The organism is Streptomyces sp. WAC05374, assembly GCF_004353505.1.
In the GTDB taxonomy this organism is placed as follows: domain Bacteria; phylum Actinomycetota; class Actinomycetes; order Streptomycetales; family Streptomycetaceae; genus Streptomyces.
In genome coordinates this window covers 135,576-153,254 of record NZ_SMNQ01000006.1, presented here as the reverse complement: position 1 = coordinate 153,254, position 17,679 = coordinate 135,576, and the positions used below count along the sequence as shown (strand labels likewise).

The following is a 17,679-nucleotide window of genomic DNA, read 5'->3' as shown; positions in this document are numbered from 1 at the left end:
GCGGCCTTGCCCTGGTGGATAAGGAGGTGCCCCCTTCCCTCCCGTCGGTCATGACCGCTGTCTACGCCGCAACCGGCATCGACGTCACACCGACGGAGAGGGTCCCCAATTCGCCCCCCGACTCGAAAGAGCGCCTCGGTGACCGGTGGCAGGCAGTGGCCGTAGAGGCCAAACTTATGGACACATCAAAAGAATTCCACATCATTCCCCCGGGCGGCGGCGGCACTTCGGTGGGCTGGGTCCGCGTCATGGATGTTTCCTCTGAGCCGCTGCCTTCGCGCGTCGCATCTGTGACCGGTTCTCCGGAGTTGGTGGCCCTGTCCTTGGACGGGCGTCGGCTCCTCGCCGTCACGGAGGAAGATGATGAGTACTGGATTGTGGTACGCACATTCGACTGAGTCGTCGAAGCGTCCCGTGATCGAAGAATGGTGGCGGAGGGGAACGAGCTGACATGCCGTAACGCGGGTTCGACCGGCTCCGGGTGGAGGGCACAACGGACTGGGCTGCAGCGGACGACAGTCAGTTCCGCGCAGGGGTGCGGAGCGGCTCGCTCGACGCCGTGGCGATCGCCTCGTCCAGGACGTCCCGTGAGCGGATCAGGTCGGTGATCATGCGGTCGATACGGTCGCGCTCCGTGGTGAGGTCGGCGACCAGGCGGGGCGTGGCGATCCCGGAGGGGCCGCCGTCCGTGTCGCGCATGCAGGGGAGGAGCTGGGCGATCCGCTTGCTGTGCAGGCCCGCCGCGTAGAGGGCCTGGATGCGGATGACGCGGTCGACGGCCCAGTCGCCGTAGACGCGCTGGCCGCCCGGGGTGCGCTCGGCGGTGAGGAGGCCCTGGGTCTCGTAGTAGCGCAGCGACCGTTCACTCACGCCCGTGCGGCGGGAGAGTTCACCGATCCGCATGGCGCACCTCCGGCTCCCGGGAAGCGACTTGAACCTGACACTGATGTCAACTCCTACCGTACCGGCATGACGAACGCACCGGAGACCTCCCGCCTTTTCCAGCCCGCCCGCCTCGGCTCACTGGTCCTGCCCAACCGACTCGTCATGGCCCCGCTGACCCGCAACCGGGCGGGGGCCGACGGGGTGCCACAGCCGGTCATGGCGACGTATTACGCGCAGCGCGCGTCGGCTGGGCTGATCATCGCCGAGGCGACCACGCCCAATGCCGTGGGCCAGACGTACCCGAACATCCCCGCCATCCACAGTGACGCGCAGGTGGCCGGGTGGCGGCGCGTCACCGAGGCGGTGCGCGCGGCGGGCGGGCGGATGTTCCTCCAGCTCCAGCACGGTGGCCGGGTCGGGCACCCGGACAGCAGCGGGCTGGTGCCGGTCGCGCCGTCGCCGGTACCGCTGCCGGAGACGATCCACACCCCGGGCGGGCGCAAGGAGGCCGTGGTGCCCAGGGAGATGTCGGTCGACGACATCCGTTCCACCGTGGCCGATTTCGCCACCGCCGCCCGCAACGCCGTCGACGCCGGTTTCGCCGGGGTGGAGGTGCACGCCGCCAACGGTCACCTCCTGCACCAGTTCATGGCGCGGAACACCAACCACCGCGCCGACGGCTACGGAGGCTCGGTGGCCGGCCGTATCCGGTTCGCGGTGGAGGTGGTCCGAGCGGTCGCCGCCGCCATCGGTCCCGAGCGGGTGGGCCTGCGGATCTCCCCGGGGAACACCGTCAACGGCATCGAGGAGGGCGAGACCGGGGAGATCTACCGGACGCTCGTCGACGCTCTGGCGGACGTCGGTCTCGCCTACCTGCACACCGTGTTCGCCGACCCGGACGACGCCTTGTGGCAGGACCTCCGCAAGCGGTGGTCCGGCACGCTGGTCGCCAACCCGGCGCTGGGGTGGGGCGGTCCGCTCCCCGCCGACGGGGGCAGGCAGGCGGGCGAGCGGCTGCTGGCCGCCGGTGCCGACCTGATCGCGCTCGGCCGGGCCTTCATGTCCAACCCCGACCTGGTCGAGCGGCTGCGGACCGGCGCGCCGCTCAACCCGCTCCGGGACGAGGGCTGGATGTACGCCGGCGGCGAGGCGGGGTACACCGACTACCCCTCGCTCACCAAAGCGGGCATGACGGCCACGGCCTGATCCGGTAAGCAGGTGGAGTGGCACAAGGGCATGGGAGAACCGAAAAGCTCGGGCGGGAAGTCTTCGGGCCGCTGGGGGGCATCGTGGAGATCGGTTCGGTCGTCGACGCGGGCGGCCGACCTCTCTCGACCGTCTCGGTGAGTGACTTCACCGCCCGCCACCGCGACGAGTTGCACCGCATCCTGGCCACCGTGCAGGACATCGGCGGCTTCCCTCCCGACACCATGCGCATCGTCGACGACCTGGGCTGGCACCGCGATCACGACATCACCGCGGCCTCGCTGCTGCTGTGGTCCGGTGGCGTCGAAGCGTACTCACCACACCTCGAACAGCCCGAGAGCGTACGGAGAATGCTCCGCGCCGGAGCCGACATCCAACTCGTGAAACTCATGCACGCGCTCGTGGGAGCGGCCGCGCAGAGAACCCCTCACCGCCACCCGGAAGACCTCGTGCCGCTCATCGTCGCGGTCATCGACATCGCGGCCGCCCTGGCCGGAGCCGGTCACCCGACTGCCGTCCGGGACGTCTTCCGCATGTGGCGCGTGGCGTACCTCCCTGGTGTGCTGATGCCGCCTTCGACAACTCCTGAGTCGATCAAGGAGTGCTTCCGGACGTGCGCGCACATCCTCGACGCATGGGACTGACCACATGCCTCGCCGACGCCGAACCCGTACTCAGGTGCGCGAGGCGTACGACAGGAAGCCGGCCCACGCCCCCGGCGTGAAAGTGAGCTGGGGGCCATCGACTCACGAGGAGTCCGGGCCCGGACGATGCCTTACCGCTCTCCAGGATGGCGGCGCCGTCCAGGCGGTCGGACTCTAGAGGTGGACCTCGCGCCGGTCTGAGCTGCGGAAATGCCGCAGTCACCGGGAGCCGGATTTCCGGAGGCCGGTGGGGCCGCGGGTCTTCCAAGACACGATGAGAGAGAAAGAAACCGGGCCGAACCCCACCCCTCCTCCCCCTCAGGGGGCCGCTCACTCACGCGGGTGAAAAACACCAACTCGGCTGGCTTTGGGACGGGTTGCTTGATCTACGCTCAGCGCGAGACACCACCTCACCGCTGACATGCGTCGGCCCCCGCCGGGACCGCTAATCCCAGTGCGGGGGCCTGACCATCAAGGAAGAGAAGAGCTTCCCGATGGATACCCAGAACAGTAGCGTGCGCCCGTACGCCCGGTCCCGTACCGGCGGGAAAAACCACCCTTCCCGGGGGACCCGCAGAGGCGTGCAGCGCGGCGGCGTCATCCATGACAACTCCCGCCACACCAGCCGCTTCACGGTGATCGGCAACCACCTCGCCCAGCACGCCGAGCTGTCGCTCCTCGCGATCGGGCTGGCCGTCCACATCCAGTCGCTCCCCAGCGGCGCCCTGGTCGACATCGAGACCCTCGCCGGCCGCTTCCCCGAGGGGAGGAGCCGGATCGCGGGCGCCCTGCGCGAACTGGAGGTCCACGGCTATCTGCGCCGTACCCGCGTGCGCACCGACGGGGGCCTCATCGTCACCCGCACGGTGTCCTGCAACCGGCCCGGCCGGTCCGGAGCCACGGAGGAGCCGGAGCCCCGGCCCCGGCGCAGCGCCGACAAGCCGGCCCGCCGCCGGGCGCTGCCCGCCGTACCGCAGCCCGCGTACCCCGCCCCGGACCTCCTCCGTACCGCCCTGGAGGTCCTCGCCGGCCTGCGCGGTGAGGATTCCCGCCTTCTGCTCTCCGCGACCGACGCCGAGCACCTCGTCCCGGGCGTCGCCGCGTGGCTCGAGCGGGACCTTCCTCCCGAGGCGGTCCAGCGCGCTCTGACCGCAGGTCTGCCACCGGAGCCGCTCACCCGCCCGGCGGCCCTGCTGGCCCACCGCCTGTCCGCCCAGCTCCCGCCCCTGCCGCCCTTCCGCGCACCGGACAGGGGTTCGGGCTCGGCCGTCAGACATCCGCTCCAGAACTGCGACGCCTGCGACCGCGCCTTCCGGGGCCCGGAGCCGGGGACGTGCGCCGTCTGTGCCCCCGAGCGGTAACTCCTCGAAAGCGTCCACGCCGCCAGAGAAGTGGCGGCAGGATGACACGTACTGCCCTCCTGGCCTTGCCGAAGACGTCGTCCCGCAGAAGACAGGACCGCATGTGCCCACCTTCGCCGTCAACGGATTCCTCCCCCTGGGCCGACACTCGGTCTCGCTCAGCGACGCGGAGTCGATGCTGGTCAGCGCACCGCAGTTCCGGGATTCCCCAACGCGCCAGACCCTCTGGGACGGGCTGATCGATTATCTCGACGTCTTCCTCACGCTTGAGGACACCTATGCGAGCCTTCTGGACGGCACCCCCCTCATTCACCGGGTATGGCTGGGCGGCAGTTTCGTCAGTACGAAGCTCGATCCGCGCAACATCGACACCACCCTTCTGATCGACACCGACGCCGAGCGTGCCGTACGCGGCCACCCCGGCTCCAAATGGTTGACCACCGCCTTCCAGAGCCGCGACAGGATGCGGGAGAAGTACGGTGTCTCCCCGGTCCGCATCGGGTACCGACGTGTTGCCCGCGTCTTCGAGCCGGAACGCTTCATACCCGAAGAGCGGACATACTTCACAGAAAGAGGTGTGTGGGACGACTGGTGGCAGCGTTGCAGGCTGCCTGACCAGGAGGACCGCTCACCGTCCGAACGCAGTGCCGCCCCGGCACGCGGTTACCTGGAGGTGCGACTGTGACCGGGGATAGCTGGCGCGAGGACAGACGCGCACTCGTGAGGGACGACCCGGCGGCGGAGAGCAATGCGGCGCGGCTTCTGAACGAGTTGGGCACGGAGGACAGGGACGACGACGCGATCGAGGCCGATCACCGGTCGAGTCGCCTCGCGGCGGTACGCGAGTACAGCCCGCACGCCCGCCTCGACGAGGAACTCCGGCTCCGTCTGACCGGCCCGGACACCGACGGCGGTGCGCTCCGCTTCCAGTGGGGACACGCGCTCCTGCACCCGGTCGAGGCCGCTGTCTCGACGGCCGCCGGGACACCGGTGCAACTGGAAGTCACCGGCATCTCCGCAGGCAGCACGGTCATCCACGCCCGGCCGGTAACCAGCCGCACCGGCGGCGCGCCAGGCACGCTCGACGCTCCTGCCACATCAGCGGCGAGCACGGGCATCAGCACGCTCACCGAACTGCTGCGCGCCCTCGAGAGCGAGAGCGACGTCCGTGAGTGGGCCAGGCTTTTCGACGCCGTCGACTCGCTGTCCCGGGCCCTTGGCAAGTACCGGCTCGACCTCGGCCTGACGTGGTACGACGCCGACGGTGGGACACGCCGGGCGAGACTGTCCGAGCGTGGCAGGCACTATGTGGAGCGCCTTCGGCAGACGCGTGACCGGGATCAGGAGATCACGATCTCCGGGCGCATCACCGAGCTCCGTGAAAGCGGCTGGGTGAAGGTGAAAGCCGGGGCCGCCAAGAACGCGCATGCCTATGACGTCCGTTTCGAGGACCCGGAGGAACTGGTCCGCATGCGCCCGGGGCTCGGAGACAACGTCCATTTCCGCGTTCGCTTCCGGCAACGACTGGACGCCGTGGGCATCGCCCGGTCCACCGAGTTCACGTATCTCGGCCAGGCGGCGGAGCAGATCGCGCTGCACGTCGAAGGGTAGGGAACCCAGCGTGGGTGAGGCCGCGCACGGGGCCGGGCCCCGCTCCGGACGGAGAACTGAAAGGGCCCGGGATCCGAGGATCCCGGGCCCTGCGTGAAGCGGCGGGTGACTACTTGTCCGCGACCGGCTTGCGGAGCGCGATGTTGAGCTCCTTGAGGCGGGCCTCTTCCAGCTCCGTCGGGGCGCCCATCATCAGGTCCTGGGCGTTGCCGTTGAGCGGGAAGGCGATCGTCTCGCGGATGTTGGGCTCGTCGGCGAGGAGCATCACGATGCGGTCGACGCCCGGGGCGATGCCGCCGTGCGGCGGGGCGCCGTACTGGAACGCCTTGAGCATGCCGGAGAACTCGCGCTCGACGGTCTCACGGTCGTAGCCCGCGATCTCGAAGGCCTTGAACATGATGTCCGGCTCGTGGTTCCGGATGGCACCGGACGACAGCTCGACGCCGTTGCAGACGATGTCGTACTGCCAGCCGAGGATGTCCAGCGGGTCCTGGGTCTCCAGGGCCTCCAGGCCGCCCTGCGGCATCGAGAAGGGGTTGTGCGAGAAGTCGATCTTGCCGGTCTCCTCGTCCTTCTCGTACATCGGGAAGTCGACGATCCAGCAGAAGCGGAAGACGCCCTCCTCGAAGTGGCCGGCCCGCTTGGCGGCCTCGACGCGGACCGCGCCCATGATCTTGGAGACCTCGTCGAAGTCGCCCGCGCCGAAGAAGAGGGCGTGGCCCGGCTCCAGGCCGAGGCGCTCGGTGAGGACCTTGACGTTCTCCTCGGTGAGGAACTTGGCGATCGGGCCGGTGAGGGCGTTGTTCTCGCCCACGCGCACCCAGGCCAGGCCCTTGGCGCCGTGCTCGACCGCGAAGTCGCCCAGGCCGTCGAAGAACTTGCGCGGCTGGTCGCCCGTGTTCGGCACCGGCAGGGCGCGGACGTGCTTGCCGGCGAAGGCCTTGAACTCGGAGCCCTCGAAGACGTCGGTGACGTCGACCAGTTCGAGCTGGGCGCGCAGGTCCGGCTTGTCGGAGCCGTACTTCAGCATCGCCTCACGGAACGGGATGCGCGGGAACGGCGAGGTGACGTGGCGGCCGCCGCCGAACTCCTCGAACAGCTCGGTCATGAGCTGCTCGATCGGCTGGAAGACGTCCTCCTGCTCGACGAAGCTCATCTCGACGTCGAGCTGGTAGAACTCGCCCGGCGAGCGGTCGGCGCGGGCGTCCTCGTCGCGGAAGCAGGGGGCGATCTGGAAGTACCGGTCGAAGCCGGAGATCATCAGGAGCTGCTTGAACTGCTGCGGGGCCTGCGGCAGGGCGTAGAACTTGCCCGGGTTCAGGCGGGAGGGGACGACGAAGTCACGGGCGCCCTCGGGGGAGGTCGCGGTGAGGATCGGGGTCGCCATCTCGTTGAAGCCGAGGGCCGTCATCTTGTGGCGGATCGCGGAGATGACCGCCGTACGCAGCATGATGTTGCGGTGCATGCGCTCGCGGCGCAGGTCGAGGAAGCGGTACTCCAGGCGCCGCTCCTCGTTGACGCCGTCGTCCGCGTTGATCGTGAACGGCAGCGGGGCGGAGGCACCCAGGACCTCGACCTCGGCGACCTCGACCTCGATCTCACCGGTCGGGAGGTCGGCGTTGATGTTCTCGGCACCGCGCGAGACGACCTTGCCGTCGACCCGGACGACCGACTCCTTGGTCTGCTTGTCGAGCGCCTCGTACGCGGCGGTGCCGGGACGGGCGACGAGCTGCGTGATGCCGTAGTGGTCGCGCAGATCGATGAAGAGGATGCCGCCCAGGTCGCGCCGATTGTGCAGCCAGCCACTCAGCCGGACGTCGCTGCCGACGTCAGAGGCGCGGAGCTCGCCGCAGGTGTGGGACCTGTACCGATGCATCGTCGTTCATCCAGTCTTCGCGGATCGGGGTCTGTGTTTCACGTGAAACTTCACCCAGGGTACCGGTCGCCGCATGATCGCCGGGCGCAGCTCGGTGGCGGCTGATCCGGTCGTCTTCTTAGAGTGGGGCAATGCGCACCGAGGACGTCCTGGCCGCCATCGCGACCGGCCTGTGGCGCTGGGACAACGCATCCGGGATCGTCACCCTCGACGCGGAGGCGGCCCGGCTGCTCGGGCTGCCCGCCGAGCCTGCCGAACTGACCGAGGCGGCCGTGCGCTCCCGTTTTCATCCCGTCGACTGGAACGAGATCGACGGGATCGTGAACCTCGCCGTGGCGGAGGGCACCCTCGCCGAGGCCCGCCTGCGGATCATGGACGAGAACGGCCGGGTGATCCGTACCGTGCGCAGCCGGTCGAAGCCGTTCGTCGACAAGAACGACTACCAGCTCGTCGGCACCCTCCAGGAGGTCGCCGAACCGCAGCCCGGCACCGCCGCCCGCACACCCGTCACGGGTGACTGGCGCCGTTCGCGCGAGGCGTTCCTGCTGGACGCGGGGCGGGCGCTGGCCGAGGCACGGTCGACGGCCGAGGTGCTGCGGGTGGCCGCCTCGCTGTCGATGCCCGGCTTCTCCCCGGACGGGCTCGCGGTCTTCGGCATCTCGGGCGACCGGCTGACGATCATCGGCCACCACGGGCACAACCCGGGCGACGACGCCCCGTTCTCCGAGATGCCGCTGGAAACGGACTATCCGGCGGCGGAGGTGGTGCGGACCGGGCGGGCGATCTATCTGCCGTCGCCGGAGGAGTACCGGGCCCGCTATCCGGCGACCTGGCCTCTGGCACAGCGCTTCGGCAGGGAGTCGTGGGCGTTCCTGCCGCTGATCGTCGCGGGGCGCACGATGGGCGCCTGGATGGCGGCGTTCACCTACCCGGTGTCGTTCACGCCCGACGAGCGGTCCGTCCTGACGACGGTGGCCCGGATGCTGGCACAGGCGCTGGCCCGCGCGGGGGTCGCCGAGTCGGAGCGTGAGCTGTCGCTGGGCCTCCAGCGCACGATGATGCCGGTCCTGGGGCCCGCCATCCCCGGCATGGAGGTGGCCGCGCGGTACGTCCCGACCGGCGGCGGACTCCAGGTCGGCGGTGACTGGTACGACATGATCCAGCTCCCCGCCGGGCGCATCGCCTTCGTGATCGGCGACGTCCAGGGGCACGACGTGCGGGCGGCCGGGCTGATGGGGCAGCTCCGGATCGCGCTGCGCGCCTACGCCTCGGAGGGCCACCGCCCCGACGCGGTGCTGTCCCGGGCCTCCCGGTTCCTGTACGGGATCACGGACGGGGCCGAGGGTGACCACGGGGGAAGGTTCGCGACCTGCCTGTACCTGGAGGTGGACCCGGCCACCGGAACGCTCGACATCGCCCGGGCGGGCCACCCCGACCCGGCGATCCGGATGGCCGACGGGACGGTGATGCTGCGGCCGACGGCGGGCGGCCTGCCGCTGGGGATCGTCCCGGACACCGACTACCCGACGACCCGGCTCACCCTGGAGCCCGGCGAGACCCTGATGATCTGCACCGACGGGCTCCTGGAGACCGGCGGGCACGACCTGGAGACCGGCTGGGCCCGCATCCGGACGCTGCTGGAGCTGCACGACGCCGAGGACGAGTCGCTGGAGGTGCTGGCCGACAGCCTGGTCCAGGCCGTGCACGGGCCGGGCTCCCACCACACCACCGGCCGGCTGGCCGACCGCCGCGAGGACGACATCGCGGTGCTGCTGCTGTCGCGGACCGGTGCGCCGCTGCGGACGGCGGCGGCCCGGCGTACGGCGATGACGGTCGCCCAGGCGGAGCCGGAGCGGATCGCGGCGGCCCGGCAGCACCTGCGGGAACTGCTGCACGACTGGGCGGACCCGGAGCAGGTCGACTCGGCGGTCCTGATGGTCTCCGAGATGGTGACGAACGTGCTCGTCCACACGGACGGGGACGCGCTGCTGGTGGCGGAGGCGAGCGGTGACCACGGCAAGCGGCGGCTGCGCGTGGAGGTCGCGGACGCCAGCGACGAGCTGCCGCACCGGCGGCGGCCGGGCGAGATGGCGTCGTCCGGGCGCGGGCTGATCCTGATGGAGATGCTGGCGCACGAGTGGGGCGTGGACCCGCGCGGCGAGGGCAAGTCGATCTGGTTCGTGCTGCACGAGGAGCGGGACGGGGACGGGGAGCTCGCGCTGTAGCGGGTGGGGTGGGGGCTGGGTGGGGGGTGCTGGGTGGGGGGTGCTGGGTGGGGGGTGCTGGGTGGTTGGGGGCTGCCGGGTGGAGGTGCTGGGTGGCTGGGGGCCGGTGTCGGGCGTCGGTCGCTCGGCGGGCGGGGTCCGGGGGCCGGTCGGTCAGGCGGGGGTCGGTGCGTGGCGGAGGCGGAGCTTGGACTGGCCGTGCGGCAGCCGCTCCCAGTCGTCCATGAAGTGGGCGGTCAGCCCGTGCTTCTCCGCCAGCCGCACCAGCGTCTCCGTGCGGTAGTAGAAGTCCTCGCCCAGCACCTGGTGCTCACGGCCCTCGGTGCGGTCGAAGGTGAAGTCGAAGAAGCCGCCGGGCGCAAGCACCCGCCCGACGTGCGCCAGGCACTCGTCGATGATCTCCAGGGGCGAGTGGGAGAACACGCTGTGCGCGTGGACCACGGTGAACCAGTCGTCGGGCAGGAAGTCCAGCCTCAGATTGTCGACCGGGGTCAGATACGGCAGCTTCCGCTGGAGCCCGTACCGCACGACGGTCTTCTTGGCCTCGATGAGGATGTCGGGCGAGATGTCGATGCCGTAGTAGTGGCCGGTTTCCAGGTGCTCGATGAACCGCCAGCCCGCGCGGAGGTTGCCGCAGCCGATCTCCAGCATCCGGTCCTCGGGGCGCAGCCCGTGCTCGACGAGGTAGTCGTACTGCATCTGCCCGACGGCCAGCCAGCGGGCGTGCGAGGGCCGGCCGCCCACCGCCGCCTCCGGGCTGCGGGCGGTGTCGGACGCCATGACCGCCCGGTAGTACGCCACGTGGTCGCTGCCGTGCCGGAGGCGCAGCAGGGCGTTGCGTGCGGCGCGGCGCAGGTGGGGCACCACCCGCTGGGGGTGCGTCAGCGCGTACCGGACCTTGTGGCCGAGCCGGGACCGGTTCCTCAGCAGGCGTGGGTCGGGTCGTGGTGTCTGGTGCTCCATGACGGCCTCCGTGCGCCCCCCGGGCTGCCCCCTGTCGCGGATGCTAGCCCGGTACGGCCGGGACGGCCGCGTGGACACGGTTCGCGTACCACCGCTCAGGTGCCGTCGGCCGCGTACAGCCGGCGCAGCTCGCCGATCACGCCGAACGCGGCGGCGGTGAGCGGCACCGCGAGCAGCATGCCGAGGATGCCGGCGACGGACGCCCCGGCGGTGATGGCGATCATGACGACGGCGGGGTGCATCTGGACCGTACGGCTCTGGATCACCGGCTGGAGGACGTGTCCCTCGATGAGCTGTACGGCGAGGACGACGCCGACCGCCCACAGCGCGATGGCGACGCCCCGCTCGGCGAGCGCCACGAGAACCGCCACGGCGCCGGAGATGAACGCGCCGAGGTACGGGATGTACGCGCCGACGAAGACCAGCGCGCCCAGGCCCACCGCGTTGGGGACGCGCAGGATGAGCAGGCCGGCGGTGATGAGGAGGGCGTCGATCAGGGCGATGAGCGTCGTCCCGCGCATGAAGCCCTCCACCGCCCCGTAGGCCCGGCGGGCCATGGCCTCGACGGGGTCGGCGCCGCCCGCGGGGACCATGGAGCGCAGGGCGTGCAGGGCGCGGCCGGCGTCGCGGAGGAAGAAGAAGACGAGCAGCAGGGCCAGGACGGCCATGGCGATCACCTCGCCGACGACGCTCAGCCCGCTGATGACGCCGGACGCGGCGGTGCCGCCGAACTTGCCCAGGAGGCTCCTGGCGTTGGTGGCGAGGTCGTCCAGCGAGGTGCCGGCGGCGCCGAGGTGCCGTGTGAGGTCGGTCGCGGCGCGGCGCAAGGAGATGAGGATCTGGTCGCCGGTGTCGATGAGCGCGGCGACCACGATGTAGGTGGCCCCGCCGAAGACGGCGACGACGGCCGCGCAGGTCAGCCCGGCGGCCAGGGACCGCTGGACCTTCATGGCGACGAGCCGCAGGTACAGCGGCCGGAGCAGCGCGGTGCCGAGCAGGGCGAGCAGGACGGGCGTGACGGCCGTCTGGAACGTCACGCACAGCCAGACGCCGACGGCCGCCACGCCGGTCACGAGCAGGACGACCACGCACCACGCGGCGACACGGCGGACGGGCTCGGGGAGCGTGTGCACCGTTCCACGGCACCACGTGCCTCCCGGGTCCGCCCGTGGAGGGGCCCGGCCGGGTGAGCGGGGATGACACCCCGTCAGCCCACGCCGGGCCCCTGGACGTCACCGCCGTCGGCCGGCCGGCCACGGAGGCGGGCCTGCGGCCGCCGGCCGGCCACGGAGGCCCGCACCGCCACGGGCGCCGGGCCGGCACCGCGCCCGGGGCGTCACCCGCCCCGGACCACCACGGAGGCCCGCCCCGGACCGGTCACCCGCCCCGCCTCGGGGCGTCACCCGCCCCGGACCGCCACGGGCGCCCGGCCGGCACCGCGCCGGCGGACGTCACGCGTCCGGGGTGATCTCCCGGCCCGTGCCGTCCTGCATGCCGTGGACGGCGGGGATGCGGCCGAGCCGGCCGGCCTGGAAGTCGTCGAACGCCTGCTGGAGCTCCTCGCGGGTGTTCATGACGAACGGACCGTAGTGCGCCATCGGTTCCCGGATCGGTTGGCCGCCCAGGAGGATGATCTCCAGGTCCGGGGTGTGACCGTCCTGCTTGTCGTCGGCGCGGACGGTCAGCGAGCCGCCGTCGCCGAAGACGGCCGTCTGCCCCATGTGGACGGGCCGCCGCTCGGTGCCGACGGTGCCGCGCCCGGCGAGCACGTACGCGAGGCCGTTGAAGTCCGGCCGCCAGGGGAGCGTGACCTGGGCGCCGGGACGCAGGGTCGCGTGGATCATGGTGATCGGCGTGTGGGTGATGCCGGGGCCCTCGTGCCCCTCCAGCTCACCGGCGATGACGCGCAGCAGCGCGCCGCCGTCGGGGGAGGTGAGGAGCTGGACCTGGCCGCCGCGGATGTCCTGGTAGCGGGGGTCCATCATCTTGTCCTTGGCGGGCAGGTTCACCCAGAGCTGGAGCCCGTGGAACAGGCCGCCGGACATGACGAGGTTCTCCGGCGGGGCCTCGATGTGCAGGAGGCCGGACCCCGCGGTCATCCACTGGGTGTCGCCGTTGCGGATGGTGCCGCCGCCGCCGTTGCTGTCCTGGTGGACGAAGGTTCCGTCGATCAGGTAGGTGACGGTCTCGAAGCCGCGGTGGGGGTGCCAGGGCGTTCCCTTGGCCTCCCCGACCCCGTACTCCACCTCGCCCATCTGGTCCATCATGATGAACGGGTCGAGGTAGCGGTAATTGATCCCGGCGAAGGCGCGGCGCACCGGGAAGCCCTCCCCCTCGAAGCCGCTGGGTGCGGTGGTCACCGCCAGCACCGGGCGCGGCACGGCTCCCGCCGGCGCGTCGACGCGCGGCAGGGTGAGCGGGTTCTCGACGGTTACGGCAGGCATGGCGGGTCCTCCTCGGGGCCGCCCCTCCGGGCGGCACACCACCAGATTAGTTGAACACTTAACTTTCTGCCACTGGAACGCGGCCCGCCGACCGCGCATTCCCGCGCGGCACCCTCACGCAGTACCCCTGAGGCGCTCGGTGATACTGGTGCGACGTCGCAGCGATCGAGTAGCGATCAGTGAGGAAGACCGTGTCCCACCCCGCGCGCCCCTCCCTGCCCCCGCCGGCCCGCACGCGGCGGCGCCCCACGGTCCGGGTGGCGGGCACAGACGGGGCGATCGCGGCGGCCGCCTCCCTGGAGCTGCTCACCCTGGCCGGGTCGCTGGACGCCGCGTCCGCCGCCGTCTGCCCGCCCGCGCTGGTCGGGCTCCTCCTGCGCCGCCGGTTCCCCGTGCTGGTGCTGCTCGCGACCCTGCCGTCCATGGCCACCGGCCACCTCTGGCTGGCACCCATGATCGCCATGTTCACCGTGGCGGCCGAGCTGTCCCGCCGCCCCGCCGTGTTCGGCTGCGCGGCGGCGGTCTTCGCGGCGGCCATGTGGTGCGGGGTGTCCGCGGAACCGGACATGACCTGGTCCGACCACCTCATCACCGTCCAGATCGCGCTGATGTTCAGCATCGGGCCCACCGGCCTGGGCCTGCTCGCCCGCACCCGGTCCGAGCTGCGCGCCCGGCTCGCCGAACTCACCGAGAGCCAGGAGCGCGGGCGCCGCCTGGAGGCCGAGCAGGCCGTGGCACGCGAACGCGCCCGCATGGCGCGGGAGATGCACGACACCGTCTCCTACCACCTGGGCATCATCGCGGCCCAGGCCGGCGCCCTGTGGGCCACCGCGCCCGACGACTCCGTCCGGGAGGACGCCGAGTCGATACGCCGCCACGGCGCCGACGCCATGCGGGAACTGCGCGACGTCGTCGGCGTGCTCCGCGGCCGGGGCGCGGCCCCCGGGGAGGACGACCCGGGCCACGCCCGGCTGGCCGACCTGCCCGCGCTGGTCGAGGACAGCCGGCTGGGCGCCACCCTGGACCTCACCCTGCCGGACCCGGGCGCGCACTGCGCGGCCGCCGTCGAGCGGGCCGCCTACCGCACCGTGCAGGAAGCCCTCACCAACGTACGCAAGCACGCGCCCGGCGCGCCGGTCACCGTCGCGGTGGGCCCGTCGGACCGGCGCGACGCCCTCGTGGTCGAGGTGTGCAACGGCCCGGCCACCGCCCCGCCTGCCGACGTCCCCTCGAGCGGGTTCGGGCTGCGCGGGCTGAAGGAGCGCACCGCCCTGGCCGGCGGCCAACTGGAGGCCGGACCGACCGGGGACGGCGGCTTCCTCGTCCGCGCCGTACTGCCGCTCACGCCCGCCCCGGCGGCGCGTCAGGCGTCGTCGCGCTCGTACACCGACACGTGCCGGAGGCTGGAGGCCGTGTAGGGGGTGCCCGTCCAGTCCTCGAAGCGGTCCGTGAGCCGCAGTCCCGACAGCTCGGCCAGCAGGTCGATCTCGAAGGGGAAGGCGTAGCGCAGCACGTGCTCCCGGGTCTCCGGCGGCCCCCCGTCGATGATGGTGTGCGTCCCCAGCATGAGCTGCTGCGAGCGGTCCACGGTGAGGGTGTCCAGCATGATGGCGCCCTCGTCGAGGTGGCGCATGGAGAAATCCGGCTTGTCCATGCAGTGGTACGGGGCCGGGTCGAACGCCTCCAGGACGAACCGGCCGCCCTGGGCGAGCTGTTCGCGCACCCGCCGCAGGCAGCCGAGCTGCTGCTCCTTGGTGACCGCGACGAAGAAGGTGTTGAGCACCAGGGTCACGACGTCGAACGTCAGGCCCGTGCCCTCCTCGGTGAAGTCGCCCAGGACGGTGGTGACCGCGCCGTGCGGGTCGCGCTTGCGCAGCTCGGCCAGCATCGCCTCCGAGCCGTCGATGCCGTGCACGCGGAAGCCGCGCTCGGCGAGCGGTACGGCGATCCGGCCCGTACCGATGCCGACTTCCAGTATCCGGCCGCCCGCCGGCGCCAGGCCGGCGATGAAGTCCACCGCCAGGGCCGTGTCGTGGTCGATCGGGTACATCCGGTCGTACACGCTCGCCAGTTTCCGGTCGTACAGCGCGTTACCGAGGGTCATGGGTGTCTCCACGGAGGGTCGGGCCGCCCGCCGGCCCGGCGGCCTCAGTGGGACGCGGCGACGGCCAGTGGACGGGATGAGGGGAAAGAGGGGGCGGCGGCCGCGAGGCTGTGTGCCAGCACCGCCGCCTGGACGCGATTGGCCAGGCCGAGCTTGGCCAGGATCGCGCTGACGTGCTCCTTGGTCGTGGACGGGCTCATCAGCAGCCGGCGTCCGATGTCGGCGTTGGTCAGTCCTTCGGCGAGCAGTTCGAGCACCTGGTGCTCCCGCTCGGTGAGGCTGTCCAGGCGCGGGTCGCGGGGCGCCGGCTGCGGACCGCGCTCCAGGTAGCCGCCGACCACGACCCGGGCGGCCGCGGACGACAGCACCGTGCCGCCGGAGGCCAGGACCCTTACGGCGTCGGCCAGTTCGTGCGGGGTGGCGTCCTTGAGCAGGAAGCCCGAGGCGCCGGCGCCCAGGGCCGCCGCGATGTCCTCGTCGGCCGAGAAGGTCGTCAGGACGGCGACCGCCGGCCGCGGGGAGCGGGAGCGGAGGGCGGCCAGTACGGACAGGCCGTCGACGTCCGGCATGCGCAGGTCCAGCAGCACCACGTCCGGCCGGTGGGCCTCCACCGCGTCGACCGCGCCCCGCCCGTCGCAGGCGGCGGGGACCTCGATGTCCGGCTCGCTCTCCAGAATCCGCTGCATGCACGACCGCAGCAGGATTTCGTCGTCGACAATCAATACGCGGATCATCACGCCCCCTTGCGAGCGGCCTCCCCGTTCGGCCGCTTAGCGGTGATCAACATATCAATCGTGCCGGACGGCCTGATTCCAGGCCGAGTTGGGGCAGACCCGGGGGCGAGCCGGGCCGGATGCGGGGGCGGGTGGCGTGCGAGGGCGGGTCGGGTCAGACGCGCGCCGCCATGGTGTCGGTGATCAGCTTCACCAGCGCCGGGTCCCAGGTCGGTACGAGCAGCTCGACCTCCCCCGCGCCCGCCGCCTCGCAGACGACGGTCGTGCCGCCCCGGCCGCCGCCCGTGGCGACGTCGCCGGGCGAGGTCAGGCGCAGGCTCTCGGCGCCGGTACGGTCCAGCACGGCGCCCGCCCGCGTCAGGGTCAGCCGCCCCCGGCGCATGGCCCCGGGGCCCTCGGCGCGTACGCGGTAACGGCACCGCAGCACGGCCCCCTCCCCCCGCCGGAAGGACGCGACGCGCCGGGCGGCGACCGTCTTGTCGAAGGTCCTGCCGAACAGCCACAGGGCCAGGTCCATCAGGCAGTGCAGGGCGAATTCCAGCAACAACAACACGCGACCGCTCCTCAGCTAGAACGAAGGGATGCCGTCCGGCGCCGGTCGTGCGCCGGACCGTCCAAGGGCTCGGCCGAGCGGGCCCGCACCGCGTCCACGATGTCCCGCACGTCGGCGAGCGCCGCCTCCACGCCTTCGGTGAGCAGGACCCCCGCACAGCTCAGTGCGACATCCGTCGCCCCCGCCTCACCGTAACCGGTCAGTTGGTCCGCCACCTCCTCGGGTGTGCCGTAGCAGAACACCCCGCCGTCGACGAGCGCGCCCGCCCCCGCCCACGGGTCCGCGGCGTCCACGTCCAGGCCCGCCGTGCGCAGCATGGCCGCGTAGTGCTCGCCGCCCAGGTGCACTTCGTGCGCGGCGAACGCCAGCTTCCTGGCGTCCCGGCCGGGCCGGCGCACCGCGCACGGCACGATGGTCGTCACGCGGGGCGCGGTCCGCTCCCGTGACCGGGCGCCCCGCTCCAGCGCGGGCACCACCTGGTCGCGGAGGTAGCCGGCGGGCGTCAGCAGCGTGATGGCCACGTCGGCGACCTGTCCGGCGGTGTACGCCATGCGCGGCCGCAGCACGCCCACGCCGAGCGACACGGGCGGGTGGGGCACGGGGAGCAGCGCCTCGTCGAGGCCGACGTACCGGCCGCGGAACTCCACCGGCTCGCCGTCCAGCAGGTGCCGGACCACCGTCAGGTACTCGGTCACCGCGGTGCGCGGGCTCTCATAGGGCTCGCCGCGCAGCGCGGTGACGAACTCGGGGTCGCCGGTGCCGAATCCGGCCACCACGTCGGTGCCGGTGAGCAGGGCCAGCGACCGTGCCTGGACGGCGGCGTCCAGGGGGTGGCGCAGCGCGGTGAGGGACACGCTCGTGCCCACGGGCACCGTGATCCCGCGCCCCGCGAGGTGGGCGAACGCCTGGTGGGTGTCGACGAGCACCGACTGGCCCATGAACAGGCGCCGCATGCCCAGGTCGCGCACGGTCGTGGCGAAGGCGGCCACGTGCTCCATGTCGTACGCCATCAGGGGATACATCAGGGACAGGGGAGGGGGAGGAGGCTTCGGCACTGGGCTTTCCGTGGTCGT

At 71.9% G+C, this 17,679-nt stretch carries 17 protein-coding genes; 8 read left to right on the top strand and 9 right to left on the bottom strand.

Annotation, left to right across the window (positions count from 1 at the left end; translation table 11 throughout):
• The first annotated feature begins 50 nt into the window (after nucleotides 1-50).
• A complete protein-coding gene (locus tag E2B92_RS14835; protein WP_126887670.1) occupies nucleotides 51-398 on the top strand; it encodes a hypothetical protein in 348 nt (115 codons plus the stop codon).
• Nucleotides 399-519: 121 nt separating this feature from the next.
• Here E2B92_RS14835 and E2B92_RS14830 read toward each other — a convergent pair whose 3' ends face one another.
• The gene (locus E2B92_RS14830; RefSeq protein ID WP_126887669.1) at nucleotides 520-903 is read right to left on the bottom strand and encodes a MerR family transcriptional regulator; all 384 of its coding nucleotides are present in this window, start codon (nucleotides 901-903) and stop codon (nucleotides 520-522) included.
• A 66-nt stretch (nucleotides 904-969) separates the two neighbouring features.
• Here E2B92_RS14830 and E2B92_RS14825 point away from each other — a divergent pair, with 66 nt between their 5' ends.
• The 5 genes from E2B92_RS14825 to E2B92_RS14800 all read left to right on the top strand — a co-directional run bounded on the left by E2B92_RS14825 (nucleotide 970) and on the right by E2B92_RS14800 (nucleotide 5,707).
• On the top strand, nucleotides 970-2,091 hold the full coding sequence (locus tag E2B92_RS14825; protein WP_126887668.1) for an alkene reductase: 1,122 nt from the start codon (nucleotides 970-972) through the stop codon (nucleotides 2,089-2,091).
• A gap of 83 nt (nucleotides 2,092-2,174) precedes the next feature.
• Nucleotides 2,175-2,735, top strand: coding sequence for a hypothetical protein (locus E2B92_RS14820; RefSeq protein ID WP_126887667.1), 561 nt, complete (start codon nucleotides 2,175-2,177; stop codon nucleotides 2,733-2,735).
• Between the two features lie 494 nt (nucleotides 2,736-3,229).
• On the top strand, nucleotides 3,230-4,096 hold the full coding sequence (locus tag E2B92_RS14810) for a helix-turn-helix domain-containing protein (RefSeq protein WP_126887666.1): 867 nt from the start codon (nucleotides 3,230-3,232) through the stop codon (nucleotides 4,094-4,096).
• 103 nt (nucleotides 4,097-4,199) lie between these two features.
• The gene (locus E2B92_RS14805; protein WP_126887665.1) at nucleotides 4,200-4,781 is read left to right on the top strand and encodes a DUF6932 family protein; all 582 of its coding nucleotides are present in this window, start codon (nucleotides 4,200-4,202) and stop codon (nucleotides 4,779-4,781) included.
• Between the two features lie 35 nt (nucleotides 4,782-4,816).
• Nucleotides 4,817-5,707 (top strand): hypothetical protein, encoded by an 891-nt coding sequence (locus E2B92_RS14800; protein ID WP_126887664.1) that lies wholly within the window; start codon nucleotides 4,817-4,819, stop codon nucleotides 5,705-5,707.
• A 109-nt stretch (nucleotides 5,708-5,816) separates the two neighbouring features.
• Here E2B92_RS14800 and aspS read toward each other — a convergent pair whose 3' ends face one another.
• Nucleotides 5,817-7,583 (bottom strand): aspartate--tRNA ligase, encoded by a 1,767-nt coding sequence (gene aspS, locus E2B92_RS14795; RefSeq protein WP_126887663.1) that lies wholly within the window; start codon nucleotides 7,581-7,583, stop codon nucleotides 5,817-5,819.
• Between the two features lie 131 nt (nucleotides 7,584-7,714).
• On the opposite strand from aspS, the gene E2B92_RS14790 reads away from it, so the two are divergent.
• Entirely contained in the window at nucleotides 7,715-9,808 is a 2,094-nt protein-coding gene (locus E2B92_RS14790; protein WP_126887662.1) for a SpoIIE family protein phosphatase, read from the top strand.
• A gap of 153 nt (nucleotides 9,809-9,961) precedes the next feature.
• Here the strand turns inward: E2B92_RS14790 and E2B92_RS14785 are convergent, their stop codons facing one another.
• The 3 genes from E2B92_RS14785 to E2B92_RS14775 all read right to left on the bottom strand — a co-directional run bounded on the left by E2B92_RS14785 (nucleotide 9,962) and on the right by E2B92_RS14775 (nucleotide 13,215).
• Nucleotides 9,962-10,771 carry a class I SAM-dependent methyltransferase gene (locus E2B92_RS14785; RefSeq protein WP_126889217.1) on the bottom strand — a complete coding sequence of 270 codons (810 nt, stop codon included), beginning with the start codon at nucleotides 10,769-10,771 and terminating at the stop codon, nucleotides 9,962-9,964.
• Between the two features lie 95 nt (nucleotides 10,772-10,866).
• Nucleotides 10,867-11,904, bottom strand: coding sequence for an AI-2E family transporter (locus E2B92_RS14780; RefSeq protein WP_126889216.1), 1,038 nt, complete (start codon nucleotides 11,902-11,904; stop codon nucleotides 10,867-10,869).
• A gap of 318 nt (nucleotides 11,905-12,222) precedes the next feature.
• Complete coding sequence (locus E2B92_RS14775; RefSeq protein WP_126889215.1) at nucleotides 12,223-13,215, bottom strand: pirin family protein; 993 nt, start codon at nucleotides 13,213-13,215, stop codon at nucleotides 12,223-12,225.
• A gap of 179 nt (nucleotides 13,216-13,394) precedes the next feature.
• Between E2B92_RS14775 and E2B92_RS14770 the strand changes: the two genes are divergently transcribed.
• The gene (locus E2B92_RS14770) at nucleotides 13,395-14,633 is read left to right on the top strand and encodes a sensor histidine kinase (RefSeq protein ID WP_133087555.1); all 1,239 of its coding nucleotides are present in this window, start codon (nucleotides 13,395-13,397) and stop codon (nucleotides 14,631-14,633) included.
• Here E2B92_RS14770 and E2B92_RS14765 read toward each other — a convergent pair.
• The 4 genes from E2B92_RS14765 to E2B92_RS14750 form a co-directional block, all read right to left on the bottom strand.
• Nucleotides 14,579-15,319 (bottom strand): class I SAM-dependent methyltransferase, encoded by a 741-nt coding sequence (locus E2B92_RS14765; protein ID WP_126889213.1) that lies wholly within the window; start codon nucleotides 15,317-15,319, stop codon nucleotides 14,579-14,581. The genes E2B92_RS14770 and E2B92_RS14765 overlap by 55 nt on opposite strands.
• A 44-nt stretch (nucleotides 15,320-15,363) precedes the next feature.
• Nucleotides 15,364-16,053 (bottom strand): response regulator, encoded by a 690-nt coding sequence (locus E2B92_RS14760; RefSeq protein ID WP_126889212.1) that lies wholly within the window; start codon nucleotides 16,051-16,053, stop codon nucleotides 15,364-15,366.
• Nucleotides 16,054-16,207: 154 nt separating this feature from the next.
• Nucleotides 16,208-16,606 carry a hypothetical protein gene (locus E2B92_RS14755; protein WP_133087554.1) on the bottom strand — a complete coding sequence of 133 codons (399 nt, stop codon included), beginning with the start codon at nucleotides 16,604-16,606 and terminating at the stop codon, nucleotides 16,208-16,210.
• Nucleotides 16,607-16,617: 11 nt separating this feature from the next.
• On the bottom strand, nucleotides 16,618-17,628 hold the full coding sequence (locus E2B92_RS14750) for an LLM class flavin-dependent oxidoreductase (protein ID WP_235023819.1): 1,011 nt from the start codon (nucleotides 17,626-17,628) through the stop codon (nucleotides 16,618-16,620).
• Between the last annotated feature and the right edge of the window lie 51 nt (nucleotides 17,629-17,679).

Excerpts from the sequence above, each read along its gene's own strand:
- E2B92_RS14830 (WP_126887669.1), bottom strand. The coding sequence starts at position 903 with ATGCGGATCGGTGAACTCTCCCGCCGCACGGGCGTGAGTGAACGGTCG.
- E2B92_RS14775 (WP_126889215.1), bottom strand. The coding sequence starts at position 13,215 with ATGCCTGCCGTAACCGTCGAGAACCCGCTCACCCTGCCGCGCGTCGAC.
- E2B92_RS14825 (WP_126887668.1), top strand. The coding sequence starts at position 970 with ATGACGAACGCACCGGAGACCTCCCGCCTTTTCCAGCCCGCCCGCCTC.
- E2B92_RS14765 (WP_126889213.1), bottom strand. The coding sequence starts at position 15,319 with ATGACCCTCGGTAACGCGCTGTACGACCGGAAACTGGCGAGCGTGTAC.
- aspS (WP_126887663.1), bottom strand. The coding sequence starts at position 7,583 with ATGCATCGGTACAGGTCCCACACCTGCGGCGAGCTCCGCGCCTCTGAC.
- E2B92_RS14810 (WP_126887666.1), top strand. The coding sequence starts at position 3,230 with ATGGATACCCAGAACAGTAGCGTGCGCCCGTACGCCCGGTCCCGTACC.
- E2B92_RS14750 (WP_235023819.1), bottom strand. The coding sequence starts at position 17,628 with ATGTATCCCCTGATGGCGTACGACATGGAGCACGTGGCCGCCTTCGCC.
- E2B92_RS14760 (WP_126889212.1), bottom strand. The coding sequence starts at position 16,053 with ATGATCCGCGTATTGATTGTCGACGACGAAATCCTGCTGCGGTCGTGC.
- E2B92_RS14790 (WP_126887662.1), top strand. The coding sequence starts at position 7,715 with ATGCGCACCGAGGACGTCCTGGCCGCCATCGCGACCGGCCTGTGGCGC.
- E2B92_RS14785 (WP_126889217.1), bottom strand. The coding sequence starts at position 10,771 with ATGGAGCACCAGACACCACGACCCGACCCACGCCTGCTGAGGAACCGG.
- E2B92_RS14835 (WP_126887670.1), top strand. The coding sequence starts at position 51 with ATGACCGCTGTCTACGCCGCAACCGGCATCGACGTCACACCGACGGAG.